18 protein-coding genes are annotated in these 21,283 nt (G+C 39.0%); 5 read left to right on the top strand and 13 right to left on the bottom strand.

The features are described 5' to 3' along the window. Positions 1–18 precede the first annotated feature (18 nt). The 6 genes from BMX30_RS07000 to BMX30_RS07025 form a co-directional block, all read right to left on the bottom strand. Entirely contained in the window at positions 19–1,479 is a 1,461-nt protein-coding gene (locus BMX30_RS07000; RefSeq protein WP_090742835.1) for an FAD-linked oxidase C-terminal domain-containing protein, read from the bottom strand. Then, complete coding sequence (locus BMX30_RS07005) at positions 1,479–2,834, bottom strand: (Fe-S)-binding protein (protein WP_090742837.1); 1,356 nt, start codon at positions 2,832–2,834, stop codon at positions 1,479–1,481. Before BMX30_RS07005 ends, BMX30_RS07000 begins: the two co-directional genes overlap by 1 nt. A gap of 1 nt (position 2,835) precedes the next feature. After that, complete coding sequence (locus tag BMX30_RS07010) at positions 2,836–4,140, bottom strand: FAD-binding oxidoreductase (protein WP_090742840.1); 1,305 nt, start codon at positions 4,138–4,140, stop codon at positions 2,836–2,838. 18 nt (positions 4,141–4,158) lie between these two features. Next, a complete protein-coding gene (locus BMX30_RS07015; protein WP_342028063.1) occupies positions 4,159–4,845 on the bottom strand; it encodes a FadR/GntR family transcriptional regulator in 687 nt (228 codons plus the stop codon). Positions 4,846–5,041: 196 nt separating this feature from the next. Then, positions 5,042–5,614 carry a cell wall hydrolase gene (locus tag BMX30_RS07020; RefSeq protein ID WP_244532533.1) on the bottom strand — a complete coding sequence of 191 codons (573 nt, stop codon included), beginning with the start codon at positions 5,612–5,614 and terminating at the stop codon, positions 5,042–5,044. A 705-nt stretch (positions 5,615–6,319) separates the two neighbouring features. Beyond that, on the bottom strand, positions 6,320–6,760 hold the full coding sequence (locus tag BMX30_RS07025; protein ID WP_090742849.1) for a Dps family protein: 441 nt from the start codon (positions 6,758–6,760) through the stop codon (positions 6,320–6,322). A 227-nt stretch (positions 6,761–6,987) separates the two neighbouring features. Here BMX30_RS07025 and BMX30_RS07030 point away from each other — a divergent pair, with 227 nt between their 5' ends. Together BMX30_RS07030 and katA are read left to right on the top strand one after the other, a co-directional pair. Next, on the top strand, positions 6,988–7,521 hold the full coding sequence (locus tag BMX30_RS07030) for a YceI family protein (protein WP_090742851.1): 534 nt from the start codon (positions 6,988–6,990) through the stop codon (positions 7,519–7,521). Between the two features lie 488 nt (positions 7,522–8,009). Further along, positions 8,010–9,458, top strand: a complete 1,449-nt coding sequence (gene katA, locus BMX30_RS07035) for a catalase KatA (RefSeq protein WP_090742854.1) — start codon at positions 8,010–8,012, stop codon at positions 9,456–9,458. Between the two features lie 56 nt (positions 9,459–9,514). Here the strand turns inward: katA and BMX30_RS07040 are convergent, their stop codons facing one another. From BMX30_RS07040 to ltaS, 4 genes are all read right to left on the bottom strand, one after another. Further along, positions 9,515–10,273 carry an iron ABC transporter ATP-binding protein gene (locus tag BMX30_RS07040; RefSeq protein ID WP_090742857.1) on the bottom strand — a complete coding sequence of 253 codons (759 nt, stop codon included), beginning with the start codon at positions 10,271–10,273 and terminating at the stop codon, positions 9,515–9,517. A gap of 2 nt (positions 10,274–10,275) precedes the next feature. Further along, a complete protein-coding gene (locus BMX30_RS07045; protein WP_090742860.1) occupies positions 10,276–11,220 on the bottom strand; it encodes an iron chelate uptake ABC transporter family permease subunit in 945 nt (314 codons plus the stop codon). Next, a complete protein-coding gene (locus BMX30_RS07050) occupies positions 11,213–12,163 on the bottom strand; it encodes an ABC transporter permease (protein ID WP_090742863.1) in 951 nt (316 codons plus the stop codon). The genes BMX30_RS07045 and BMX30_RS07050 overlap by 8 nt, the downstream gene beginning before the upstream one ends. A 716-nt stretch (positions 12,164–12,879) precedes the next feature. After that, on the bottom strand, positions 12,880–14,832 hold the full coding sequence (gene ltaS / locus BMX30_RS07055; protein ID WP_090742865.1) for a lipoteichoic acid synthase: 1,953 nt from the start codon (positions 14,830–14,832) through the stop codon (positions 12,880–12,882). 277 nt (positions 14,833–15,109) lie between these two features. On the opposite strand from ltaS, the gene BMX30_RS07060 reads away from it, so the two are divergent. From BMX30_RS07060 to BMX30_RS07070, 3 genes are all read left to right on the top strand, one after another. Continuing rightward, complete coding sequence (locus BMX30_RS07060) at positions 15,110–15,328, top strand: methionine aminopeptidase (RefSeq protein ID WP_090742870.1); 219 nt, start codon at positions 15,110–15,112, stop codon at positions 15,326–15,328. A gap of 127 nt (positions 15,329–15,455) precedes the next feature. Next, on the top strand, positions 15,456–16,505 hold the full coding sequence (locus BMX30_RS07065; RefSeq protein WP_090742873.1) for a lactonase family protein: 1,050 nt from the start codon (positions 15,456–15,458) through the stop codon (positions 16,503–16,505). A 273-nt stretch (positions 16,506–16,778) separates the two neighbouring features. Continuing rightward, entirely contained in the window at positions 16,779–17,288 is a 510-nt protein-coding gene (locus BMX30_RS07070) for a DoxX family protein (RefSeq protein WP_090742876.1), read from the top strand. 42 nt (positions 17,289–17,330) lie between these two features. Here BMX30_RS07070 and BMX30_RS07075 read toward each other — a convergent pair whose 3' ends face one another. The 3 genes from BMX30_RS07075 to BMX30_RS07085 all read right to left on the bottom strand — a co-directional run bounded on the left by BMX30_RS07075 (position 17,331) and on the right by BMX30_RS07085 (position 20,886). Next, the gene (locus tag BMX30_RS07075) at positions 17,331–18,554 is read right to left on the bottom strand and encodes a S1C family serine protease (protein WP_090742879.1); all 1,224 of its coding nucleotides are present in this window, start codon (positions 18,552–18,554) and stop codon (positions 17,331–17,333) included. A gap of 228 nt (positions 18,555–18,782) precedes the next feature. Beyond that, complete coding sequence (locus BMX30_RS07080) at positions 18,783–20,192, bottom strand: sensor histidine kinase (protein ID WP_090742882.1); 1,410 nt, start codon at positions 20,190–20,192, stop codon at positions 18,783–18,785. After that, positions 20,182–20,886, bottom strand: coding sequence for a response regulator transcription factor (locus BMX30_RS07085; RefSeq protein WP_090742885.1), 705 nt, complete (start codon positions 20,884–20,886; stop codon positions 20,182–20,184). Before BMX30_RS07085 ends, BMX30_RS07080 begins: the two co-directional genes overlap by 11 nt. Positions 20,887–21,283: the final 397 nt, after the last annotated feature.

Genomic DNA, 21,283 nt, shown 5'->3' on the forward strand with positions numbered 1-21,283 from the left:
TTAAAAATAATACCCTTGCTAGGATGTTTGAGCAGCTTTCATTTCCTTTTTTATCTCTACACAGCGACCTGGCGACGGGAAGAGCTTCCCAGCATTTAATAGATTCTTAGGATTAAAGACTTCTCGGACGTCGGTTTGAGCCGCGATTTCTTCCTCTGTAAAAACAAAACGCATTTCTTCCCGCTTTTCTATCCCGACACCGTGCTCACCGGTAATTGTCCCGCCAACATCTGCACATACCTTTAAACAAAGGCTACCTGCTTCTAACGCCTTTTCTGTTTCACCAGGTACACGTGCATCAAAAAGTACGAGTGGATGAAGGTTGCCATCTCCCGCGTGGAAGATATTTGCGATTCTGAGGCCGTATTCATCACTTATTTGATTAATTCTATCCAGTACGACTGGTAACTTGCTTCGCGGGATGACCCCGTCTTGAACAAGATAATCTGGAGAAATAGCGCCCATTGCTCCGAACCCAGTTTTTCGATTAGCCCACCAGCGGCCTCTTTCTGCTTCATCTTGCGCTACCTTTACTTCACGCACATTCCGATTGCGGCAGACCTTTAGAATTTCCTCAATTTGTTCATCAATTCCAGCAGAAATTCCATCCACTTCAATTAACAAAACAGCGTCAATGTCTTTCGGATGACCGACAGGGAAAGCCGCTGCTTCCACCCCTTCAATTGCGGTTTTATCCATCATCTCAAGTGCTGCTGGAACAATCCCTGATGAAATAATATCTGAAACCGCTTGGCTCCCATCTGAAACCTTATCAAAATAAGCTAGTACCGTTTGCTTCGCTTCCGGATTCTTTAAGATCCGAACAACAATCTTAGTCACTATTCCTAATGTTCCTTCAGAACCAGTGATTAGCCCAAGCAAATCGTATCCAGGTTCATCTGCAACTCCGTCTTTCCCTATATCAATAATATCACCGTTAGGCATGACAACTTCTAAGCCAAGAATATGATTCGTAGTCACCCCATATTTTAGGCAGTGAGCACCGCCGGCATTTTCTGCTACATTTCCACCAATTGTACAGCAATATTGGCTTGAGGGATCAGGGGCATAATAATAGCCTTTATCCGAAATAGAATTCGTTAGTTTTAGATTGACAAACCCTGGCTCGACGACCGCTCTTCGATTTTCCATGTCCACACTTAGAAGGCGTTTCATTCTTACCATCGAGATAATGACTTCTTCATTTAACGGAATCGCGCCACCGCTTAATCCAGTCCCTGCTCCTCGCGCGAGAAAGGGCAACTCATTTTCATGGCAGTACTTTACTAGCGCTGCTACTTCTTGCGTGTCTTTAGGAAAGACCACCGCTTTCGGTAAATGCTTGTGAATTGTAAATCCGTCACAATCATATGCGAGCAAATCCTCTTTGTGATAAAGGATTGAACGCCCTCCCCCAACGATAGCAGCAAGGTTGAGGATATGTTTATCCTTTGTCTTAATGGTTTTTACCGCTGCCATTAAAGATCCCCCTTTCCGTCCTCTTTTTGATAAGCCCAGTCAAGTAGCTGAACGGTGTGGACAACTTTTTGGTTGCGTCCGTATTTCTGAACCCCAATCGCCATTTGCAACATGCATCCTGGATTCCCCATGGAAATCATCTCTACATCTTCTGGAACACTCTGCATTTTATTCTCAAGAACAGCCCCAGCCATTTCTGGATTGGTTATATTGTAAATCCCAGCACTACCACAGCAGCGATCTGAATTCGGCATGTGAACCATATCCACACCAGGAATATCTAGGAGAATGTCGCGCGGCTCTTGACGGATCCCTTGACCGTGCGCAAGATGACATGCATCATGGTAAGTAATTCGCTTTTTTAGCTCAGCCTTTGGCTTTTCGTATCCAGTATCATGCAAATGCTTCGAGATATCCTCAACCTTTTTGGAAAACTCTTCAGCTTTATCATGCCACTCAGGGTCATCTGGGAATAACTCTGGATATTCCTTCAACATACACCCACAACCAGCAGCATTTACAATGACTTTATCTGCGTCTTTGAAAGCCTCAATATTTTTCTTGGCTAGCTCCCTGCCTGTGTCACGGTCACCTGCATGGACATGCAATGCACCACAACACCCCTGGTTTTGTGGGATACTCACATCATTTCCGTTACGAGTTAATACATTAATCGTCGCCTGATTAATATCACTGAACATAACATCCATAATGCATCCAGTTAAAAAGGCAACTTCCTGCTTTGTTTCTCCCTTTGCTTTAATGACCTTTTCATTTTTGTACTTTTCTTTTACAGGTGGTTTTACTTCAGGCATGATTGATTCCATCTCCACCAAATGGTCTGGCATAATCTTTATCAAACCAGTTTTTCTAACAGCCGTTTGCATACCGCTTTTCTGATAAAACTTTAACAGACTCCCTAATTTGTTCAAGCGTGTTTGCTTTGGAAAGATTCCTTTTAAGAAAAGCTTACTAACAGTACCTTGCCATCCTGTCAAAGGCATTGCTTGGCGAACTTGGCCACGAGCCTCTTCAATCAGTCCACCCACATCGACATCTGCTGGACATGCAGTTGTACAAGCACGGCAATCTAAACAAGCAAAAACGGGGTCGGAGAAAAATTCATTTAGCTCAATTTTTCCTTCAGCCACTGATTTGATTAAATGAACACGTCCTCTAGGGGAATGTTGTTCCTGTCCTGTTATCTCGTAGGTTGGACAAGACTCAAGGCACATTCCACAATGGACACAATCTGCCCACTTATTTTCATCCGGGTGATCTTTTGGTAGGTAGTTGCTCAAGGTATTTGTTGCGCAAGCAGGATTCTGGTTTAAGTCCATCTCTCTTAAACTCAAATTATATCCCTCCAATATATCGTTTTGGATTCATAATTCTATTGGGGTCCATTTTTACTTTTATCCCTTCGAGAAGAGGGAAATAGGAGGGCTTTTCACCCCAAACATCAACCTTACCATTTAGGGAATCTGGCAAATGCTTAACTATCGCATAACCTCCCAATTTCACAGCAAACTCACGCAATTGCCTGATTGATTGCTCAACATCATCTCTAGATCCACGAAGTACAATTTGGCAAATTCCAGTACCCAGCCCACCATGCGCTTCTGCCTTTACCGAATAGCTGTCGGAGATTAATTGACACTCTCTTGTCACCTCAAGAATGTTCAGATTGACTACACCGATTTTTAACGCGGCAATTTTCTCACTAGGAATATCGGAACCTCTTTGCCCTCCTTTTGGTCCTGCTGTATAAACTTGCTTCCAGAAAGAGATAGCCTTATCTTCGTCTAGTATTGTGAGGTTACTATGTTCTGGGATGAGACGTTTGATAAATTCCTCTTGGTAACGAACAGAACTCTCTACGTCTTCTAAGCTAATTGCTAAAGTATAGGCATTCTCATTCAAAAGCTTTGCTGCCAATGCTGGGTTAAATAATTCTAGGGCGATAGGCTCCATCATCGAATCAAGTAGTTTCGTTGCAAACACACGTACTTCATCAAGATTGCCACTTGGAAAGGATACAAGAAGAAGGCTTTCACACTTTTGCAGTGGTCTAAGCTTCAAAGTGACTTCTGAAATAACTCCTAACGTTCCCATTGATCCAATAAATAGTTTATTCATGTCATAACCGGCGACATTCTTAACGACTCTCCCACCGGACCTTATCACTTTTCCATTCGGGTAAATGGTTCTAAGTCCAATGACACAATCCCTAGCTGTTCCGTATCCCAACCGTTTGGGACCGCTGTCATTTGCGGCAATCACTCCACCAATCGTAGCGAATTCTGGCCACGAAGGATCAAGTGCGACTTTTTGGTGATGTTTAGCTAGATATTCTTGCAGTTCTGTATATCGGGTACCTGATTTTACGGTAACGGTCATATCCCCGACTGTATGCTCGACAATCCCCGTATATTCAGCTAAAGATAACCTAATATCCACTGTTTCTACTAAGGTTCCTTCTCCGCTCTTTGTACCACCGCCAATGATAGAAATGGTTTTTGTATGTTCATTACAGTACTTTACAATCTGAGCGATTTCTTCCTCTGTGTGTGGGTAAACGGTAACATTGCTGTCTTCTGTCAGCACTTTCACATCTGGTAAAATCGCTTTCAATTCAGCTAGTAGCTCTGCTGTAACCAAATCAACACCCCCTTATATTTATGCCTTCTCCAAAACACTACTTTTCAAAAGCGTCTCTACAGTTGTTAGATGAAGCATCATCTCTTGCCCAGCCAGCTTTGGGTTTTGCTCTTTTATTGCTTGAAGAATGGTAACATGTTGCTGATCAATTTTTCTTACGAGACTTATATCCTCTTCAATTTGCTTGTAGAACTCAATCATGACTTTCTTCATCGCTGAAGAAATAAACTCTACTAACTGAAGTAAGATTTCATTCCCTGAAGCCTTTGCAATTAACATATGGAAGCTATAGTCAGATCCCCATCCCGTATCAGTTTGGTTTGAAAGGAGGACCTCCATTTCAGAAATCATTTCTTCAGAGCGATTGATTGACGCCATCTCCGCCATTCCTGTTTCAAGTATTTTCCTCACTTGGAATAGTTCATGAACGTCCTTGATGCTAGGCAGTAGGACTTGGCTCTTAAATAAGCTTGAAGAGTCAAAACCACAGATATAAGTTCCTTCACCGTGCTTAACCTCAACCGTTCCTTTGCCCTTTAAGGTTGTTATCGCATCTCGAACTGCGGAACGCCCAACACCGAACAATTCACAAAGCTCGCGAACAGAAGGGAGTTTTTCGCCAATGGTGAATTCCCCTGATTCAATCATTAATTCAATTTGTTCTACAACACGATCTGAAACCTTTTTATTTCTAATCTTCTCCACGTTCAAGTAACTCTCACCGCCTTTGGAGATATCACATATCTGATAAGTGTTTTATCTAAACACTATTAAACCACTATAATTAGGGAATTTCAATTAATTTTTTAAATTTATAAAAAAATCTAAATCTTGTAATATCCACCCTTTTTTCTCATATAAAAAGCGCAGGAGTTTATACTCCTACGCTTTTTGTTGGCTATTATTTTGCAAAACGATGATTTCCAATCACTACTGTTACCTGGCGTGAGAAGATCCATTCACTACTTGCTGTTTTTGGGTTATAGAAGAATAATGATCCGCTTCCTTGCCCGCGGAAGGTAAGGGCTTCATTTACTGCTCTTTTCGCTTCCGCATCTGCTGGTTTATTAATTTCGCCATTCTGAACTGGAGTAAAGGCATAATATCCATTCGCCTTTTCATGGACAACACCGCTAACAGTGTTAGGAAATTCCTTACTAGCAACTCTGTTTAGAACAACCGTCGCAACTGCTACTTTTCCTGCGTATGGTTCCCCTTTTGCTTCAGCATGCACGAGGCGGGCCATTAAGTCCTTTTCGGCTGCAGTAACGCCAGTAACACTAGGAATAGTTAGCCTTTGACCAGGGTAAATCAAGTTAGAAGTTCTATTATTAGTCTGTTTTAATTGATTTAAACTCACACCATATTTAGAGGCAATTTTCCAAAGTGTATCACCTGATTTAACCGTATATTGTGTAGCCGCATCTGCATTTGGAAGGAAAGCTGTTAATGTTAGTGAGGCAACCATTGCCATTGCTAGTCCAATTTTTTTAAAGTTTTTCATTTGTGTACCTCCTAGTAGTCTCGTATGTCTCTACTAGTAGGCTATCAGGTGTAACATAGTGAATCATTAACCAAAAAGTGGAAGATGTTGATAGGTTACTAGAGTCCTTTCTGTGGACTGGCTTTGTACTAGGTGCGGAAAAATACCCCACTGGTGTTAAACTACCATATTTAAACTTACCTACCGGTTTATGGATGTATTTTTACAGACTGATACATGACTGTAAAAGTTCCTATGACGTTTTTAATAGCAAAGCTTTTTAAAGGATATTGTTGATTTTCCTCAAAAGATGATTGGAAAGGGACTCGATTTTTGTGGTAGGGAAGAAAAACTTAGATACGTCTATGAGGACGAGCTCCTCCTTGTTTTCATCTACAACGGGCTTATGAAGATGAGTTCTTGCTAGATTCCCACGCGTTTTCATCTTCATCGAGCTTATGACGATGGTTTCTTACTAGACTCCCCTCGTTTATTTTCATCCTTCAACAAGTCCCGAGACAGCTCGTCGTACCTTTTTGTTCTTCACTAACTGGACTGAGCGGAATTAAGTCAACAGGCCAGTTAGCAGTGAACATCATCTGTATTAAATTTTGCAATTTTGATTTTGACAAAAAAATTACCGAGAAAGATACCCTTCTCGGCAATCAGACAGCCGTGGTGGCTGTCTTCATTTTATTATCTTCCAAGGAAAGAATTAAGCATCCATACATGTTTTTCTAAGCTCGAATGAATGGATAATAGTAGATCACCAGTCGTTTCATCATTAGTCCCGGCAGCTAGTTCCATTCCTTTCTTTAATTCTGTAATAAGCACTGAAAAATCCTCTACTACAGTCGCAACCATCTCAGATGCTGTTTCGCCACCTTCTGCTTCTTTAATAGAAGAAAGTTCTAAGCATCCGCTCATGGTAGCAACAGGCTTATCCCCTAATGCAAGCAAACGCTCGGCCAGTTCATCAATATGTAGGGCCGCTTCATTATATAATTCCTCAAATTTTGCATGAAGGGTAAAAAACTCAGGACCCGTTACATACCAATGGTAGTTATGTAGTTTAATGTAAAGAACGCTCCAGTTCGCAATCTGTTGGTTTACCGCCAAAGTTAATTCTGTTTTCAAGTCAATTCCTCCAATTCCTATATTTTCATACTAATTATAGACTAATTGCAATCCATTTCGATTGAGAAACCCAAATGTTCACAGTAAGTTCAAGATCTTACAGTTCAACCTTCTATAGTTTTTTCTGAATATATTTCAAATTGGTTGACAGGACGAATATTCAAACGATATAATTTATCTCGAATTAAGTTATTTTTAAATCGAGATAATATTGGAGGAGAAACCAAATGACAAATACAAAATGGGCAGTTGACCCAACACACAGCAGTGTAGAATTTTCTATTAGACATATGATGTTTACAAATGTAAAAGGTGCATTTCATACCTACGATGCAACTATCAAGGCAGATCCAAGCGACTTGACTACAGCTGACATTGCTTTCTCAGTTGACCTTGCTAGTGTGGATACAAAGAACGAGGATCGTGATAACCACCTACGTTCAGCAGATTTCTTCGATGTAGAAAATAAACCAAAGATGACCTTTACAGCTACGAAGGTCGAGAAAAAGGATGAAGGGGAATATGCTGTAACTGGTGATTTGTCCCTTAACGGAGTTACAAAACCTGAAACCTTCAATGTCACTTTTGAAGGCCAAGGGAAAGATCCTTGGGGCAATGAAAAAGCAGGATTCAGCGCAGAAGGAACACTAAATCGTTCAGATTATGGCTTAACTTGGAATTCAGCGCTTGAAACAGGTGGAGTACTTGTCGGTGATAAGGTAAAAATCTCCCTAGAAATTCAAGCAGCAAAGGTTGAGTAGCTAACAAAATAAGGCGCCCCTCAGCAAAGGGGCACTATTAACACCTCTAACTGAACTGTTCTTAAAACCAAATATATTAAAAAGCAGGCGTAGTTTCATTCGCCTGTTTTTTTATTTTAGCTACATACCTCTTGATGCCACTCTTATTCTCAATTGCATCGACTTTTAATCAATTACACTAAAGTACTAACTATCCTTGTTATCAATTTCTTTAAATAAATACCCGTAACTCTATTAGAATTTAAGCTGTTTGTCCGTTCCCTTATAAGTAAAATCCATAGAGAAACATTGAATTCGCAGTATTATATCTGGTTTGTTTGCCCCTATCATTATAGGGTAGATTAATAATAGATTTAAATAATAGAAATCTGGTTGACTTATTTGAGATACCTATATTATAATAATTATAAATTAAGATTAACTTTTAAATAAATCTTAGTTTATTTTAATTATAACTAGTAACAAGATAGCATAAGGGAGGACGAAAGATGAGCAAGAAGCTTACTACAAGCTGGGGAGCCCCAGTAGGTGACAATCAAAATTCAATTACAGCCGGATCAAGAGGACCAACACTGATCCAGGATGTTCATTTATTAGAGAAACTAGCTCATTTTAACCGTGAACGTGTTCCTGAGCGTGTTGTACATGCTAAAGGTGCGGGCGCACACGGATACTTCGAAGTAACCAATGATGTGAGCAAATATACAAAGGCAGATTTCCTTTCAGAGGTTGGAAAGCGAACTCCAATGTTCATCCGTTTCTCAACTGTTGCCGGTGAACTTGGATCCGCCGATACGGTACGTGATCCACGTGGGTTTGCCGTTAAATTCTATACTGAAGAAGGCAATTATGATTTAGTTGGAAATAACACGCCAGTATTCTTTATTCGTGATGCAATTAAATTCCCTGACTTTATTCATACACAAAAGAGACACCCACAAACACATTTGAAAAACCCTAATGCAGTTTGGGATTTCTGGTCCCTTTCCCCTGAATCCTTACATCAGGTAACCATCTTAATGTCTGATCGTGGGATTCCCGCTACCCTCCGCCATATGCACGGTTTTGGTAGCCATACATTCAAATGGGTGAACAAAGAAGGAGAAGCTGTTTGGGTGAAGTATCACTTCAAGACAGATCAAGGAGTTAAAAACCTTGCTCCAGATGTAGCCGCTAAGATCGCTGGAGAAAACCCTGATTACCATACAGAGGATCTTTTCAACGCAATTGATAAGGGAGATTTCCCATCTTGGACTTTATATGTTCAAATCATGCCTGTAGAAGATGCGGATACCTACCGCTGGGATCCGTTCGATGTAACGAAAGTATGGTCTCAAAAGGATTATCCACTTATTGAGGTTGGTAAGATGACCCTCAACAAAAATCCTGAAAACTACTTTGCTGAAGTCGAGCAGGTAACACTATCTCCAGGAAACTTTGTACCAGGGATTGAAGCATCACCTGATAAAATGCTTCAAGGACGTCTGTTCGCGTACTCTGACGCACACCGTTACCGTGTAGGTGCCAACCATAATGCCCTACCAATTAACCGTCCAAAAGCAGAAGTGAACAACTACCAGCGCGATGGATTCATGCGTCCAGATAGCAACGGTGGTAGCAGCGTCTATTATGAGCCTAATAGCTTAAGCGGACCAAAAGAGTCTCCACAAGACCGCACTACTGGTTTCCCAGTTTCTGGTGTAGCCGAAAGTGTTAGCTATGATCATAATGATCACTACACTCAGGCTGGTGATTTATATCGTCTGATGAGCGAAGAAGAAAGAGCTCGCCTTGTCGAAACGATTGTCGGAGCAATGAAGCCAGTTGAAAGTGATGAAATTAAACTTCGTCAAATCCAACACTTCTACAAAGCTGACCCAGAATACGGTACTCGTATTGCGAAAGGCCTTGGCCTTCAAGTACCTGTACAAGCATAAAACGAGTAGTAAGAATAAAAAAGTCGACTGTACCAGTGGTACAGTCGACTTTTTTATTATGAGTAGAAAACACAGATTTTTTCTCTATCAATCTCTTCAATTTTAAAATTCATATCATACACTTGATTTAATACTGAAGGGGTTATAATTTCGTCTGTTGTTCCCTCTTTAATGACTCTTCCATCTTTCATAGCAACAATATAATCAGAATAGCAAGATGCAAAGTTGATATCATGAATAACAATAACAACCGTTTTCCCAAGTTCATCCGTGAGCTTTCTTAATGTCTTCATAATCTGAACTGAATGTTTCATATCAAGATTATTTAAGGGCTCATCAAGTAGTACGTATTCCGTATCTTGTGCAATAACCATAGCAATATAGGCACGCTGTCTTTGCCCACCACTTAATTGGTCGATATATCTATCCTCGAACTCTTCTAATTCCATATAACGGATAGCTTCATTTACAAACTGACGATCTTCCTTTGTAAGTCTACCTTGAGAGTAAGGAAAACGACCGAATGAAACAAGCTCCTTCACTGTTAGCCTAACATTAATATTATTCGATTGCTTTAGAATCGAGATCTTTTTAGCGAGATCATTGTTCTTACAACGGGTAAGGTCCATGCCATCAATATAGATTTCTCCCTCGTCTTTAGCAATCAGACGGCTAATCATTGAAAGCAATGTACTTTTCCCTGCCCCATTCGGACCAATAAAAGAGGTAATTTTCCCTTTGGCGATTTTCACTGACACGTCATTAATTACATTCTTCTTGTTATACCCCTTAGAAACATGTTTAACGTCTACCATGATTATTTACTCTCCTTTAACAGCAGATAGATGAAATACACTCCGCCAATGAAATTGACAATGACACTTAACGTGGTATTAAATGTAAAGACTCTCTCAACAATTAGTTGACCACCAATTAAAGCGATGATTGAAATAAAAACAGATCCGATAATTAAATAACTATGCTTATAAGTATTAAGGAATTGATAAGCGACATTTACCACCAACAGTCCAAGGAACGTGATTGGACCAACTAGTGCGGTTGAGATTGAGACAAAAATCGCAATGACAATCAACAACCTTTTGACGACATAATCATAGTCAATCCCAAGATTAACAGCTTGATCCTTACCTAATGACAAGACGTCTAGATATTTTATAAACCTAAGTGAGTATAGGGTCACAAGTATTACCGCAATTGTAGCAATGACTAGAAGGTCCGTTTTTACATTATTAAAACTCGCGAACATTCGGTCCTGTACAACCATAAACTCATTAGGATCAATTAATACCTGCATAAACTCTGTAATACTTCTAAAAAAGGTTCCAAAGATAATTCCGACTAGCAATAGAAAGTATATATTTTGACCATTCCCCCGGAATAGTAACTTATATAACAAGCCTGCAAAAACAACCATCAATCCAACTGAAATTAGAAAGTTAATATTTTCGTTCGCGATGGTAAAGCTCATTGAGCCAAATACAAAGATTAAAAATGTTTGTATTAATAAGTATAAGGAATCGAGACCAATGATACTTGGAGTTAAAATTCTATTATTGGTAATTGTTTGGAAAATAATAGTCGCATAAGCGATAACTCCTCCAGTTAAGATGATTGCATAAACCTTTTTCAATCTTCTCGGAAGTGCATAATCCCAATTGTTCCCTAAATCAATAAATATGAACGCTCCAGCTAAAAGAAGCGATACTACGGCTAACACGACAAGTTTATTTTTATTACTCATATGCCTTTCTCCTCATAATCATGTAAAGAAAAATCCCGCTTCCAATTACGCCTACAGTTAGACCAATCGGTACCTCATACGGATAGATAACAATTCGGCCCAGTATATCACAGGCTAATACGAAGACTGCCCCTAACAAAGCTGTATGAGAAAGGCTTTTCTGTAAATGATCACCCCGATACATCGTAACAATATTCGGAACAATTAATCCTAAAAACGGAATCATCCCGACGGTAAGAACGACAACTGAAGTAATTAAAGCAACAATAACCAAACCAATATTCATAATCTGCTTATGATTCAACCCAAGATTTACTGCAAACTCTTCTCCCATCCCGGCAATCGTGAATTTATTCGCATAGAAGTATGCGATAAGGATTAGCGGAATGCTTATATACAAGAGTTCATAACGTCCTTGGATCATCAGTGAAAAATTCCCTTGCAACCAGGAGGACATATTCTGAATTAAATCTTCCTTATAAGCAAAAAAGGTTGTAATTGAACCAACAATACTACCAAACATCATTCCCACAAGCGGGATGAAGATGGCATCTTTATACTTCACTCTATCTAGTATTTTCATAAAAATGAATGTGCCTAGAAGGGCAAAGAAGAAAGCTACAAGGACTCTGCCTAACTGACCTGCACCAGAGAAAAATAACATGGAAACCATGATCCCAAACCTTGCGGAATCCTCTGTTCCTGCGGTTGTTGGTGATACAAACTTGTTTCTAGTGAGCTGCTGCATAATCAGACCACAGATTGCCATCCCCACTCCCGCAAGGATAATGGACATTAGCCGTGGGAACCTGCTAACAAAAAGGACGTGAGCTTGGTCTTCAGTTAAACTAAAAATATCCAAAGGTGAAATATTTTGCACTCCGATAAACAGCGAAGTGATGGATAATACAATGAAGCTAATAACCAAATAAATGAGTTTCATAATAGATTCCTTACTCTTTCTAAGAATTGCATCATTCTTTGTGTAGATTGATTTTAAACAGTTTATAAATTTTACCTAATAATTAACTATAATTAAATGATAATGATTTTCAATGTCGAATGCAATGACTATTTTGTGACAGTGTTAAACTTTTTTATATTTCTAAGTATTTTTTAAAGGCTCTTCTCTCAAACTTTGTTCCTTTTTAAGCTGAATACTAAGTGACCAGGTTATCTTTCTACAGAAAACAGTCATCAATTATGAGAGAAGAAATCTGGGACCGTGAGCGTTCGTTCTTGTCGGATAAGGATTAGGTTAGGTTAGGCACTTCGATCTGATAATAGACGGAATAATTCCCCTTAATTAAGAAATGCCACTGAAAATAGAGAAAATAGAGGGAGATATTCCGCTTAATTGACTCAAGAACGTGAAAATAGTTAATTTTGAATTGTATAAGCGGAAAAACTCCCCTTATTTCCCCCAAAACGAGCTCTAATCTGCATTTAACGGGAAATTCTCCGCTTATTTCTATAGCTGGCTACTCAATTAAGGACATGACTTCGTTCAAATTTTCGTACATTAAAAACGGTTAACAACATGTATGTTGATTTCCGCTCTAGCACTTTTATTCCGCTTCAGTCAGCACCTTTAACAGGACTTAAATTATAAACAACAAAAAGCCGCCTTGTATAGGCAGCTTTTCTGTATATTGTTCCTTATTGTTCTTCATTCATAGATCCATTGGTATAACTATAGTTGGAACGATCAACAGTTGTGAAGCTTTCTGGTGAATAGAATCTTAATAAATCACCATTCACGACTTTATCAGATAAATCTAACTGTTGTCTAACGATTTGTTTCATCTGAACAAATTCTTCTGTCTCTTCGAGAAGTTCACCTGTATTTGTATCATAATACTTTTCTTCTACAGATGTTACAGTCGGGCTAACAAAGTCACCATTACGGAACGCTACTAGTTCTCTGTGTTCTTCAGAAAGTAAATCTGTTCCTAAATGAACATATTCCTCTGAATCAACTCCAAGAAGATGCAACAAAGTTGGTTTCAAATCAATTTGTCCACCATAGGTATGATTCACTCCACCCTTTAGACCTGGAGAGTGAATGATTAATGGGACTTCTTGCAATTGGGCACTTACAGCAGGTGTTACTTCTTCTCCTAAAACAACTTCCATTGCTTTGTTATGATTTTGAGATATTCCATAATGGTCTCCATAAATCACAATAACAGAATTATCGTATAGTCCAGATTCTTTAAGGTCATTAAAGAACTGTTCTAATGCCTCATCAGAATAGCGGGCCGTTTGGAAGAAGTTATCAACCGTTTTACTACCCGTATCATGCTTTGCCAATGTTGCTTTCTCTTGATCCATTGTAAACGGGTAATGGTGCGTTAACATAATAAACTTTGAATAAAATGGTTGCGGCAAAGACTGAAGTAATGGAATAGACTCCTCAAAAAATGGCTTATCCATTAATCCATAATTCGTGACATTTTCTGGACTCATATCGTAATAACTAGAGTCAAAAAATTGATTCATCCCAAACGACTTATAAATTTCATCCCGGTTCCAGAAGGATCTCGTGTTACCATGGAAAACAGCTGATGTATAGCCCTTCTGCTGTGACAGAATAGCTGGTGCCGCCTGGTAGGTATTTAAGCCTTTCATTGAAAAGGCAGAACCCTGAGGCAACCCGAACAGGGAGTTTTCTATCATAAACTCTGCGTCTGCTGTTTTACCTTGAGCAGTCTGGTGGTAGAAATTATCAAAATAAAGCGTATTGGTATCACGGGTCAAAGAATTAAGGAATGGCATAACCTCTTCCCCATGTAGTTCATAATCAATTAAGAAATTTTGGATAGACTCCAAATGGATATAAATCACATTGCGACCTTCTAAAGCCCCATAATAATCTGGGTTAGGCTCAGCAAACTGAGACTGTGTATAGTTGATAACTTCTACAATATCATTGCTATCGGCCATAACACGCTGTGCAGATGCCCTCGTACTTTGAACGGCGTCATAAACGGTGTAATTGTACATACCTAAATATTTCACAATATAGTTTCTATCAAAAGTTCTAGTTAAAAGCTGAGGACGATCCGCTTCAGCCATACCAAGATTTGCACTAAATATACCTAGGCCCAACAATTGGACAGCCGCAATCGTTCTAAGGCTTACTTTAGTTGTATCTAACTTAATGATGTTTAAACGCTTTGATGCAAGAACTGCTAGCAAAATAAAATCAACGAAGAACAGCAAGTCATACGGTTTCATTAAAGTAAAGACACTTGAGCTTACGTCACCAAAGTTTTGCGTTTGAAACAAAGTTGGGAGCGTAATAAAGTCGTTGAAGAAGCGGTAATACATTACATTCGCATATAATAAGAAACTTAAAATTGAGTAATTAATAAGAAGCCAGCGGTATTTCTTATTATCCCTTCTCAGCATGGCAAGTCCAAGGAAAATAATTGCTGAAGCAAGCGGGCTTAAGAATAACAGAAAGGACTGGATGGAGTTTTCAACTCCTAGGCTAAACTGTGTTATCTGAACAGCATATGTTTTTATCCACAGAAGGAGTACGGCTAAAAAGAAAAACCCCATATAATTATTAAGGCTTCTTTTACCAAAATTAATGATGCTTTTCATTTTTTCACCTGCTTTCATAAATTTAAAATTACTATTCTAGTATATTTATATTAAAATTCCGTAGGTTTGTAAGCAGAATATCTTACTACAAAGAGATAATATACTCCCTTTTGATAAAAATGTAAAGAGTAATTCGACATAGCTTAAAGGCGTTATATTTAAATTTTGTTTGTAACCGTTTTATTGAAAACCCTTTATTTACGGGCCTCTGTCATTAACAATGTATAAATCGTTCACATATAGTAAATATAATAAAGAACGATATGAGGTGATAAAAATGGGGCTATTAAATGCATATAATGAATGGAAAGATTCAAGATATCAACAACATGTTTCCTTAATGAAAGAACAAAATAAATGCCCGGATTGTTTTGGCAGAGGCTACCACATTTTCCCCGCAACAGAGTTCGTCTTTAATGTCGCCCCGTATGACTGTAATGGGTGCAATGGCACCGGCGCTTTTACTGATTGGACAAACCATAATGAGACAAACTGATTCTATGATTGTTCTTTCTGTTTTATGTTAAAGGCCTGTACAATTTCTGTACCGGTCTTATTTCTGTACCGGTCTTATTTGGTGTAAAATAGATTTTAGACAAAGTAAGCAAGGAGGATCACCCGCAATGATTACGAACAAACAATTTCTAGGCTTTATCGGTACATATACTAAAGGAGACAGCAAAGGGATATATTCCTTACATTTAGATACAGAGACAGGGACTCTAAATAACATCAAGGTGGCGGCTGAACTAGAAAACCCTACATATTTGACGATTAGTGAAGACCAAAAGTTTCTATATTCTGTTATAAAAGATGGAGAAAACGGCGGCATAGCATCTTTTGTAATTATAAAAGGTGAAGAATTACAATTTAATAATAGTACCTTATCCGAAGGTGCACCACCTTGCCATGTTAGCGCCAACGAAAACGGTACAGTTCTGTCGGCTAATTACCATAAGGGAACTGTGGATTACTATAAATTAACTAGTGATGGAGGCATTCTGCCAGCTGCTTCAATTGTGAAGCATGAGGGAACAGGCCCTGATCCACGTCAGGAAAAAGCTCATAGTCACTATGCTGACTATACGCCGGATGGAAAATTTATCGTGGCTGTTGAACTAGGAATTGACAAGATTTTTACCTACCGACTAGAGAATGACAAGTTAATAGAAGCTAATAGATTTGCAACGAAGCCCGGAAGTGGTCCAAGACATCTAGTCTTCCACCCAAGTGTACCGTATGCCTATGTGATGACTGAATTCAGCTCAGAAGTAATCGTTTTGAAATACAATACGGAAGATGGGCGTTTTGAACAACGTCAAAGCATCTCTACCCTTCCTGAAAGCTTTACGGAAAACAACCAAGGAAGTGCGATTCATATTTCAACTGATGGTAGATTTGTCTATGCTGCAAATCGCGGGCATGATAGCATTGCTGCTTTCAAGGTCCACCCTGAAACCTTTGAATTAAGATTTATTGAGCATACGTCTACAGAAGGACACTGGCCTCGTGATTTTATATTAGACCCTACTGAAAAATTTCTTATCGTAGCAAATCAAAATTCAAGTAATCTCGTGTTGTTTTCTAGAGACCTTGAGACTGGAAAACTAAGCCTGCTGCAAAAAGATGTGAGAGTACCTGATCCAGTTTGTGTTAAGTTTTTAAACCATTAATGCATACGCCGTAATTCTAGTAAAGTCCATTTGTTGAATTAGCATTCTTTTTAAATAACTGACCAATTTAACCGACCAAAGAAAAAAGGTGGCGCTGATTTAATATCGCGCCACCTTTTAATATGAAGAAAGTGACTAGATGAGTAGTATGTCATATTATGTTCATAACTTTTTTACAGAAATTTGAATTCACTAAAGATTCCCACTCTTTTTAGTAGTAATTTGATATCTTAAGAGTGAGATAATAATTCATTACTTTTAGGAGTGATTAAAATGATTGTAAAAGCGTTAAGACAAAACAATATTGTTGCTGGTATTCTCGCGGTCGTTCGTATTTACTTAGGTTATGCTTGGTTTATAGCTGGTTATCACAAAATCGTTGATGGGTTTGACGCCAACGGTTACCTACAAAATGCTGCAGCAAATCCCGTAATGGGTCCTGATGGCGTAGCCGTTTATCCATGGTACACGACATTTCTTGAAGCCTTTGCGATTCCAAATGTTGAGCTCTTTAATTTCTTGATTCCTTGGGGAGAAGCAGCTGTTGGTCTTGGGCTTATGCTTGGGTGCTTAACTACCGCCGCTGCATTCTTTGGTCTTGTCATGAATTTTGCCTTCTTCTTTGCCGGAACTGTTTCCCATAACCCAACAGACATTATTATGGGCGTCTTCATTGCCTTTGCAGGATATAATGCCGGACGTTATGGTCTAGACAGATGGGTCATTCCATTCATTCGTAAAAATGTTCTAAAGTTAGATACACCCGTTTCAAATGAAGCATAGAACGTTAGAAGATCCCTTCAGAAAACCAGAAGGGATCTTTTTTCATTCCGGACTATTAGAAAACTCTACTTCAACGTCAATCGCTTTCCCATCACGATAAACTTTTACGGTGGTCCTGTCGCCAGATTTTAGATGCTCATACAGATACTTACGTAAATCACTCGCATTTTCGACCGACTGATTGTCAATTTGAACAATAACATCTTGTGCCTTTAAGCCCGCTCTTCCTGCAGCCGAATTTGTATCTACTTGGGTAATCATTGTTCCTGCTGTTACACCTTCTGGAAGATTCGGAAGGTACATTCCGGGTACCTCAGCTAAATCAGCTAAATTAACACCAAGATACGGACGATTAATTTTTCCATACTCAATTAACTGATTAATGATTGGCACGACATCATTACTTGGAATGGCAAATCCAAGTCCTTCAACACCATCATCAGAAATTTTCAAACTATTGATACCGATAACTTGTCCACTCGTATTAATTAACGCACCGCCACTATTACCCGGATTAATCGCTGCATCTGTTTGGATAACATTTAGTTCCCATTGACCTGCTGAGGTGGAAACAGCAATATCACGATCAATTGCACTTATGATTCCTTGTGTAACGGTGCGGGATAAATCGAGACCCAGTGGATTTCCAATTGCCATTACTTGCTCACCAGGTCTTAACTGCGAGGAGTCACCAAACTCTAGAATGTCTGTTACATAACTACTGTCAATTTTTATTACCGCAAGGTCAGTTAAGGCATCTGCCCCTACTACTTCAGCTGTCGTCTTTTCCCCGTTATATAGGGACACCTCTACCTTGTTCGCCTTTTCTATCACATGGTTATTAGTAACAATATAAGCGCTGCCTTCCACTGTCTTAAAGACCACACCCGAACCCGTGCCACTTTCTACATCATCCTGACTACCGAAGTAGGGGTCATTCTGATTCTGGAGATTGGTAATTCCGACAATGGCCTTAGACGAACTTTCTACTATATCCGCAATCGAAGAAGTAGAGCCAGCTGTCGATGTAGGAACGATACTAGCCAGTCCCTCTTCTACTGTTTTATCTTCTGTTAGAGCAAGTTGATTGCTCGTTTGTTTTAGAGAATCAAAATAATCTGTATAGGTGACAGCGCCAAGTGTAAGAGCTGATCCAATGACTCCTGCTGTTATTGTCGATAAAAACCTTTTGAATCCACTTTTAGTCTTTTTCGCGTATACCGCACGCTCTACCGGCACTTCTGGTTGCTTATATAAATCGCTCATGCTCTTTCCTCCTATACAATTAGTAATTTCTTACCTGTATTTATCTTACCTAGGAGTTATGAACAATTTATTAACAAAATGCGACGTACTTTTTAAATATAATCGAAAACTAATAAATGGATTGCCTTTGAAAGGTCTTACCTACTAATTGACAATGGAGCCTAATGCTCAGGATAATCACAAAATGAGGTCCGACAACTAATTGTCAGACCCATCTGAATTTAACCGTTATCGTTGTTCTAATGGTATTTTAATGAAGAACTTTGTTCCTTTGTCTTTTTGGCTGGTTACAGTAATTTTACCCTCATGGAGCTCAACAAGTTGCTTGACGATGGATAAACCTAAACCAAAAGCACCGTAAGGATTACTGGTCCTTGATATATCTGCCTTATAAAACCGACGCCAAATTTTCTCGATTTCTTCAGGATCCATTCCTATTCCCGTATCTTCAATTTCAATGACCGTATAATTCCCGTCAACTTTCCCTCTCAAAGTAACCTGACCATTGTTGGTAAATTGAATACTATTTTTAGTAATATTTATTAGAATTTGCAGCATTCGATCATAATCAGCGAATAGCGTTGCCCCTTCTTCTATTTCTAAGTGAATTCTATTTCCCTTTTCATCTGCCTGTAAAAAAAGTTGTTCTTTAATAATTTCTAAAAGTTCCTCTACCTCAATTAACTCTTTGTTGAGTTTCACTTGGTTCGATCTAATTTTTTCAAAATCAAGGTTTTCATTCACAAGTCGAATTAAACGTTTTGTTTCCTTACTGACCAGATTCATTCCTTTTTCCTTTTCAGCTTCCGGAATCATATCATTCCTTAATCCTTCAATCACACCACTAATTGTTGTAAGTGGTGTACGCATTTCGTGAGAAACATCGGCCATGAACTGTCGCCTGCGATTCTCCAAACTCTCAATTTCCTCCATTGAGGTATTGATTTTATGCACCATTTTGTTAAAGTCTTGCGCTAATTCACCAATTTCATCAAAGCTTGAGGAAGGAACGTTCACATTGTAATTTCCTGATGACACCATTGAGGTCGCTTCCTGAATTTTTTTAATACGATTCACATGAACTTTAGAAAGCAGCCAACTCAGTAATACGGAAACTCCAAGAGCAATCAAGGCGGCATAAAGTAAATACTGATTAATTTTGCTAATCATTTCTTGTGTTCCTTCAATAGGTGACGTTAACAAAATTCCACCGACAAAATTCCCTTGAACAATATATGGTAAAGCAACAAAGGTAACATGCTGATCAAATCTTTTTAAATCATATTTGCTTACAATGGGTGCTCCTGCTTGCAATTGTCTCCATTCTTTCTCTGTCAAAACAAGAGGCGGACCTTGCCAGCGAATTGGATTCAACAGTTTAATCTTCTCATCAAAGACACTAAATTGAATATCTCTTCCAAATAACACGTTTGCATATTGATTGATCACCTGTTCTGACCAATTGCCCCGTTCTAAATCTAACAGAATGTTTTCTCCGTAACTGATTAACTCATCTGTTTTATTTTGATAAACAAGATCTTCAATGTACTGCGAGAATAGTAAGCTTAAAACAATAAAAGCGACAAGTAATACTCCCAGATGACTAACTATTTGTTGGTAAAGGTACTTAACTTTCATTCATTTCCACCGATTCATCAAATTTATAGCCGACTCCCCAGACCGTGTGGACAAACGGCTGTCTATCAGTACCAATCTTTTTCCTCAACCGTTTGACATGAACATCAACCGTCCGCTCATCTCCATAAAACTGATAACCCCAGACCCTCTCTAGCAGCTGGTCCCTCGTGAACACCTGTCGTGGATGCTGGGCAAAATAGGATAAAAGATCAAATTCCTTAGGCGTCAAATTTTGAATCAATGTACCTCCAAGAAAAACTTCCCTTGAGTCTTTATTTATACTCAAATACTTCGTCTGTAGGATATTCCCCTTATCCGCATCCCCGTTATTCTTTTGGTAACGACGGGCAACCGCTTTAATTCTAGCCATTAAAGCTAATGGGCTAAATGGTTTAGTGACATAATCATCCGCTCCCATTTCTAGCCCTAATACTTGATCCGATTCACTATCTTTGGCCGTTAACATGATAATTGGGACCTCACTATTTTCCCTTCTAATTTTACGACAAAGGGTGACCCCATCCATCCCCGGTAACATCCAATCAACGATTAATAGATCCCATTCACTGGTCTTAAATTCGTTATAGCCCTCCAAACCATCATGGATAAATTTTCCATCTATCCCTTCCTTAAGAAAAAACATCTCTATCATTTCACAAACACTCTCATTATCCTCTATAACAAGAATCTTCATTATATCCCCTCACCTAAAATTGATTCCTTATCCTTAAGTTAGCTTGTCAACGGTCAAGAATCAACTCTGCACCATAATATTTACAGATTCTTTCTTGGTTTATTAATAGTTTGTTCATATATAAAAAAAGCAGAAACGTTATCAATAGTATACGTTTCTGCTTTTTTCTTTTTAGACTGTCTTAACCCGGGTTGTTGATTTCCGCTCCAGCCGCTCAGCGAACAGCGGGGCGGGCGCCTTCCGCTTCAATCAACAGGGTGCAAACACATAGGGCACTGAAAAAGTCCTTTGAAATTAGTAATTATGCTAAAACATAGTTGTTGATTTCCGTTCCAGGCGGCTTCGCTTTCCGCGGGCGTGCCGGGGAGCCTCCTCGGTGCCTTAGGCACCTGTGGGG

It is taken from the genome of Mesobacillus persicus, assembly GCF_900109925.1.
Classification (GTDB): domain Bacteria; phylum Bacillota; class Bacilli; order Bacillales; family Cytobacillaceae; genus Mesobacillus_B; species Mesobacillus_B persicus.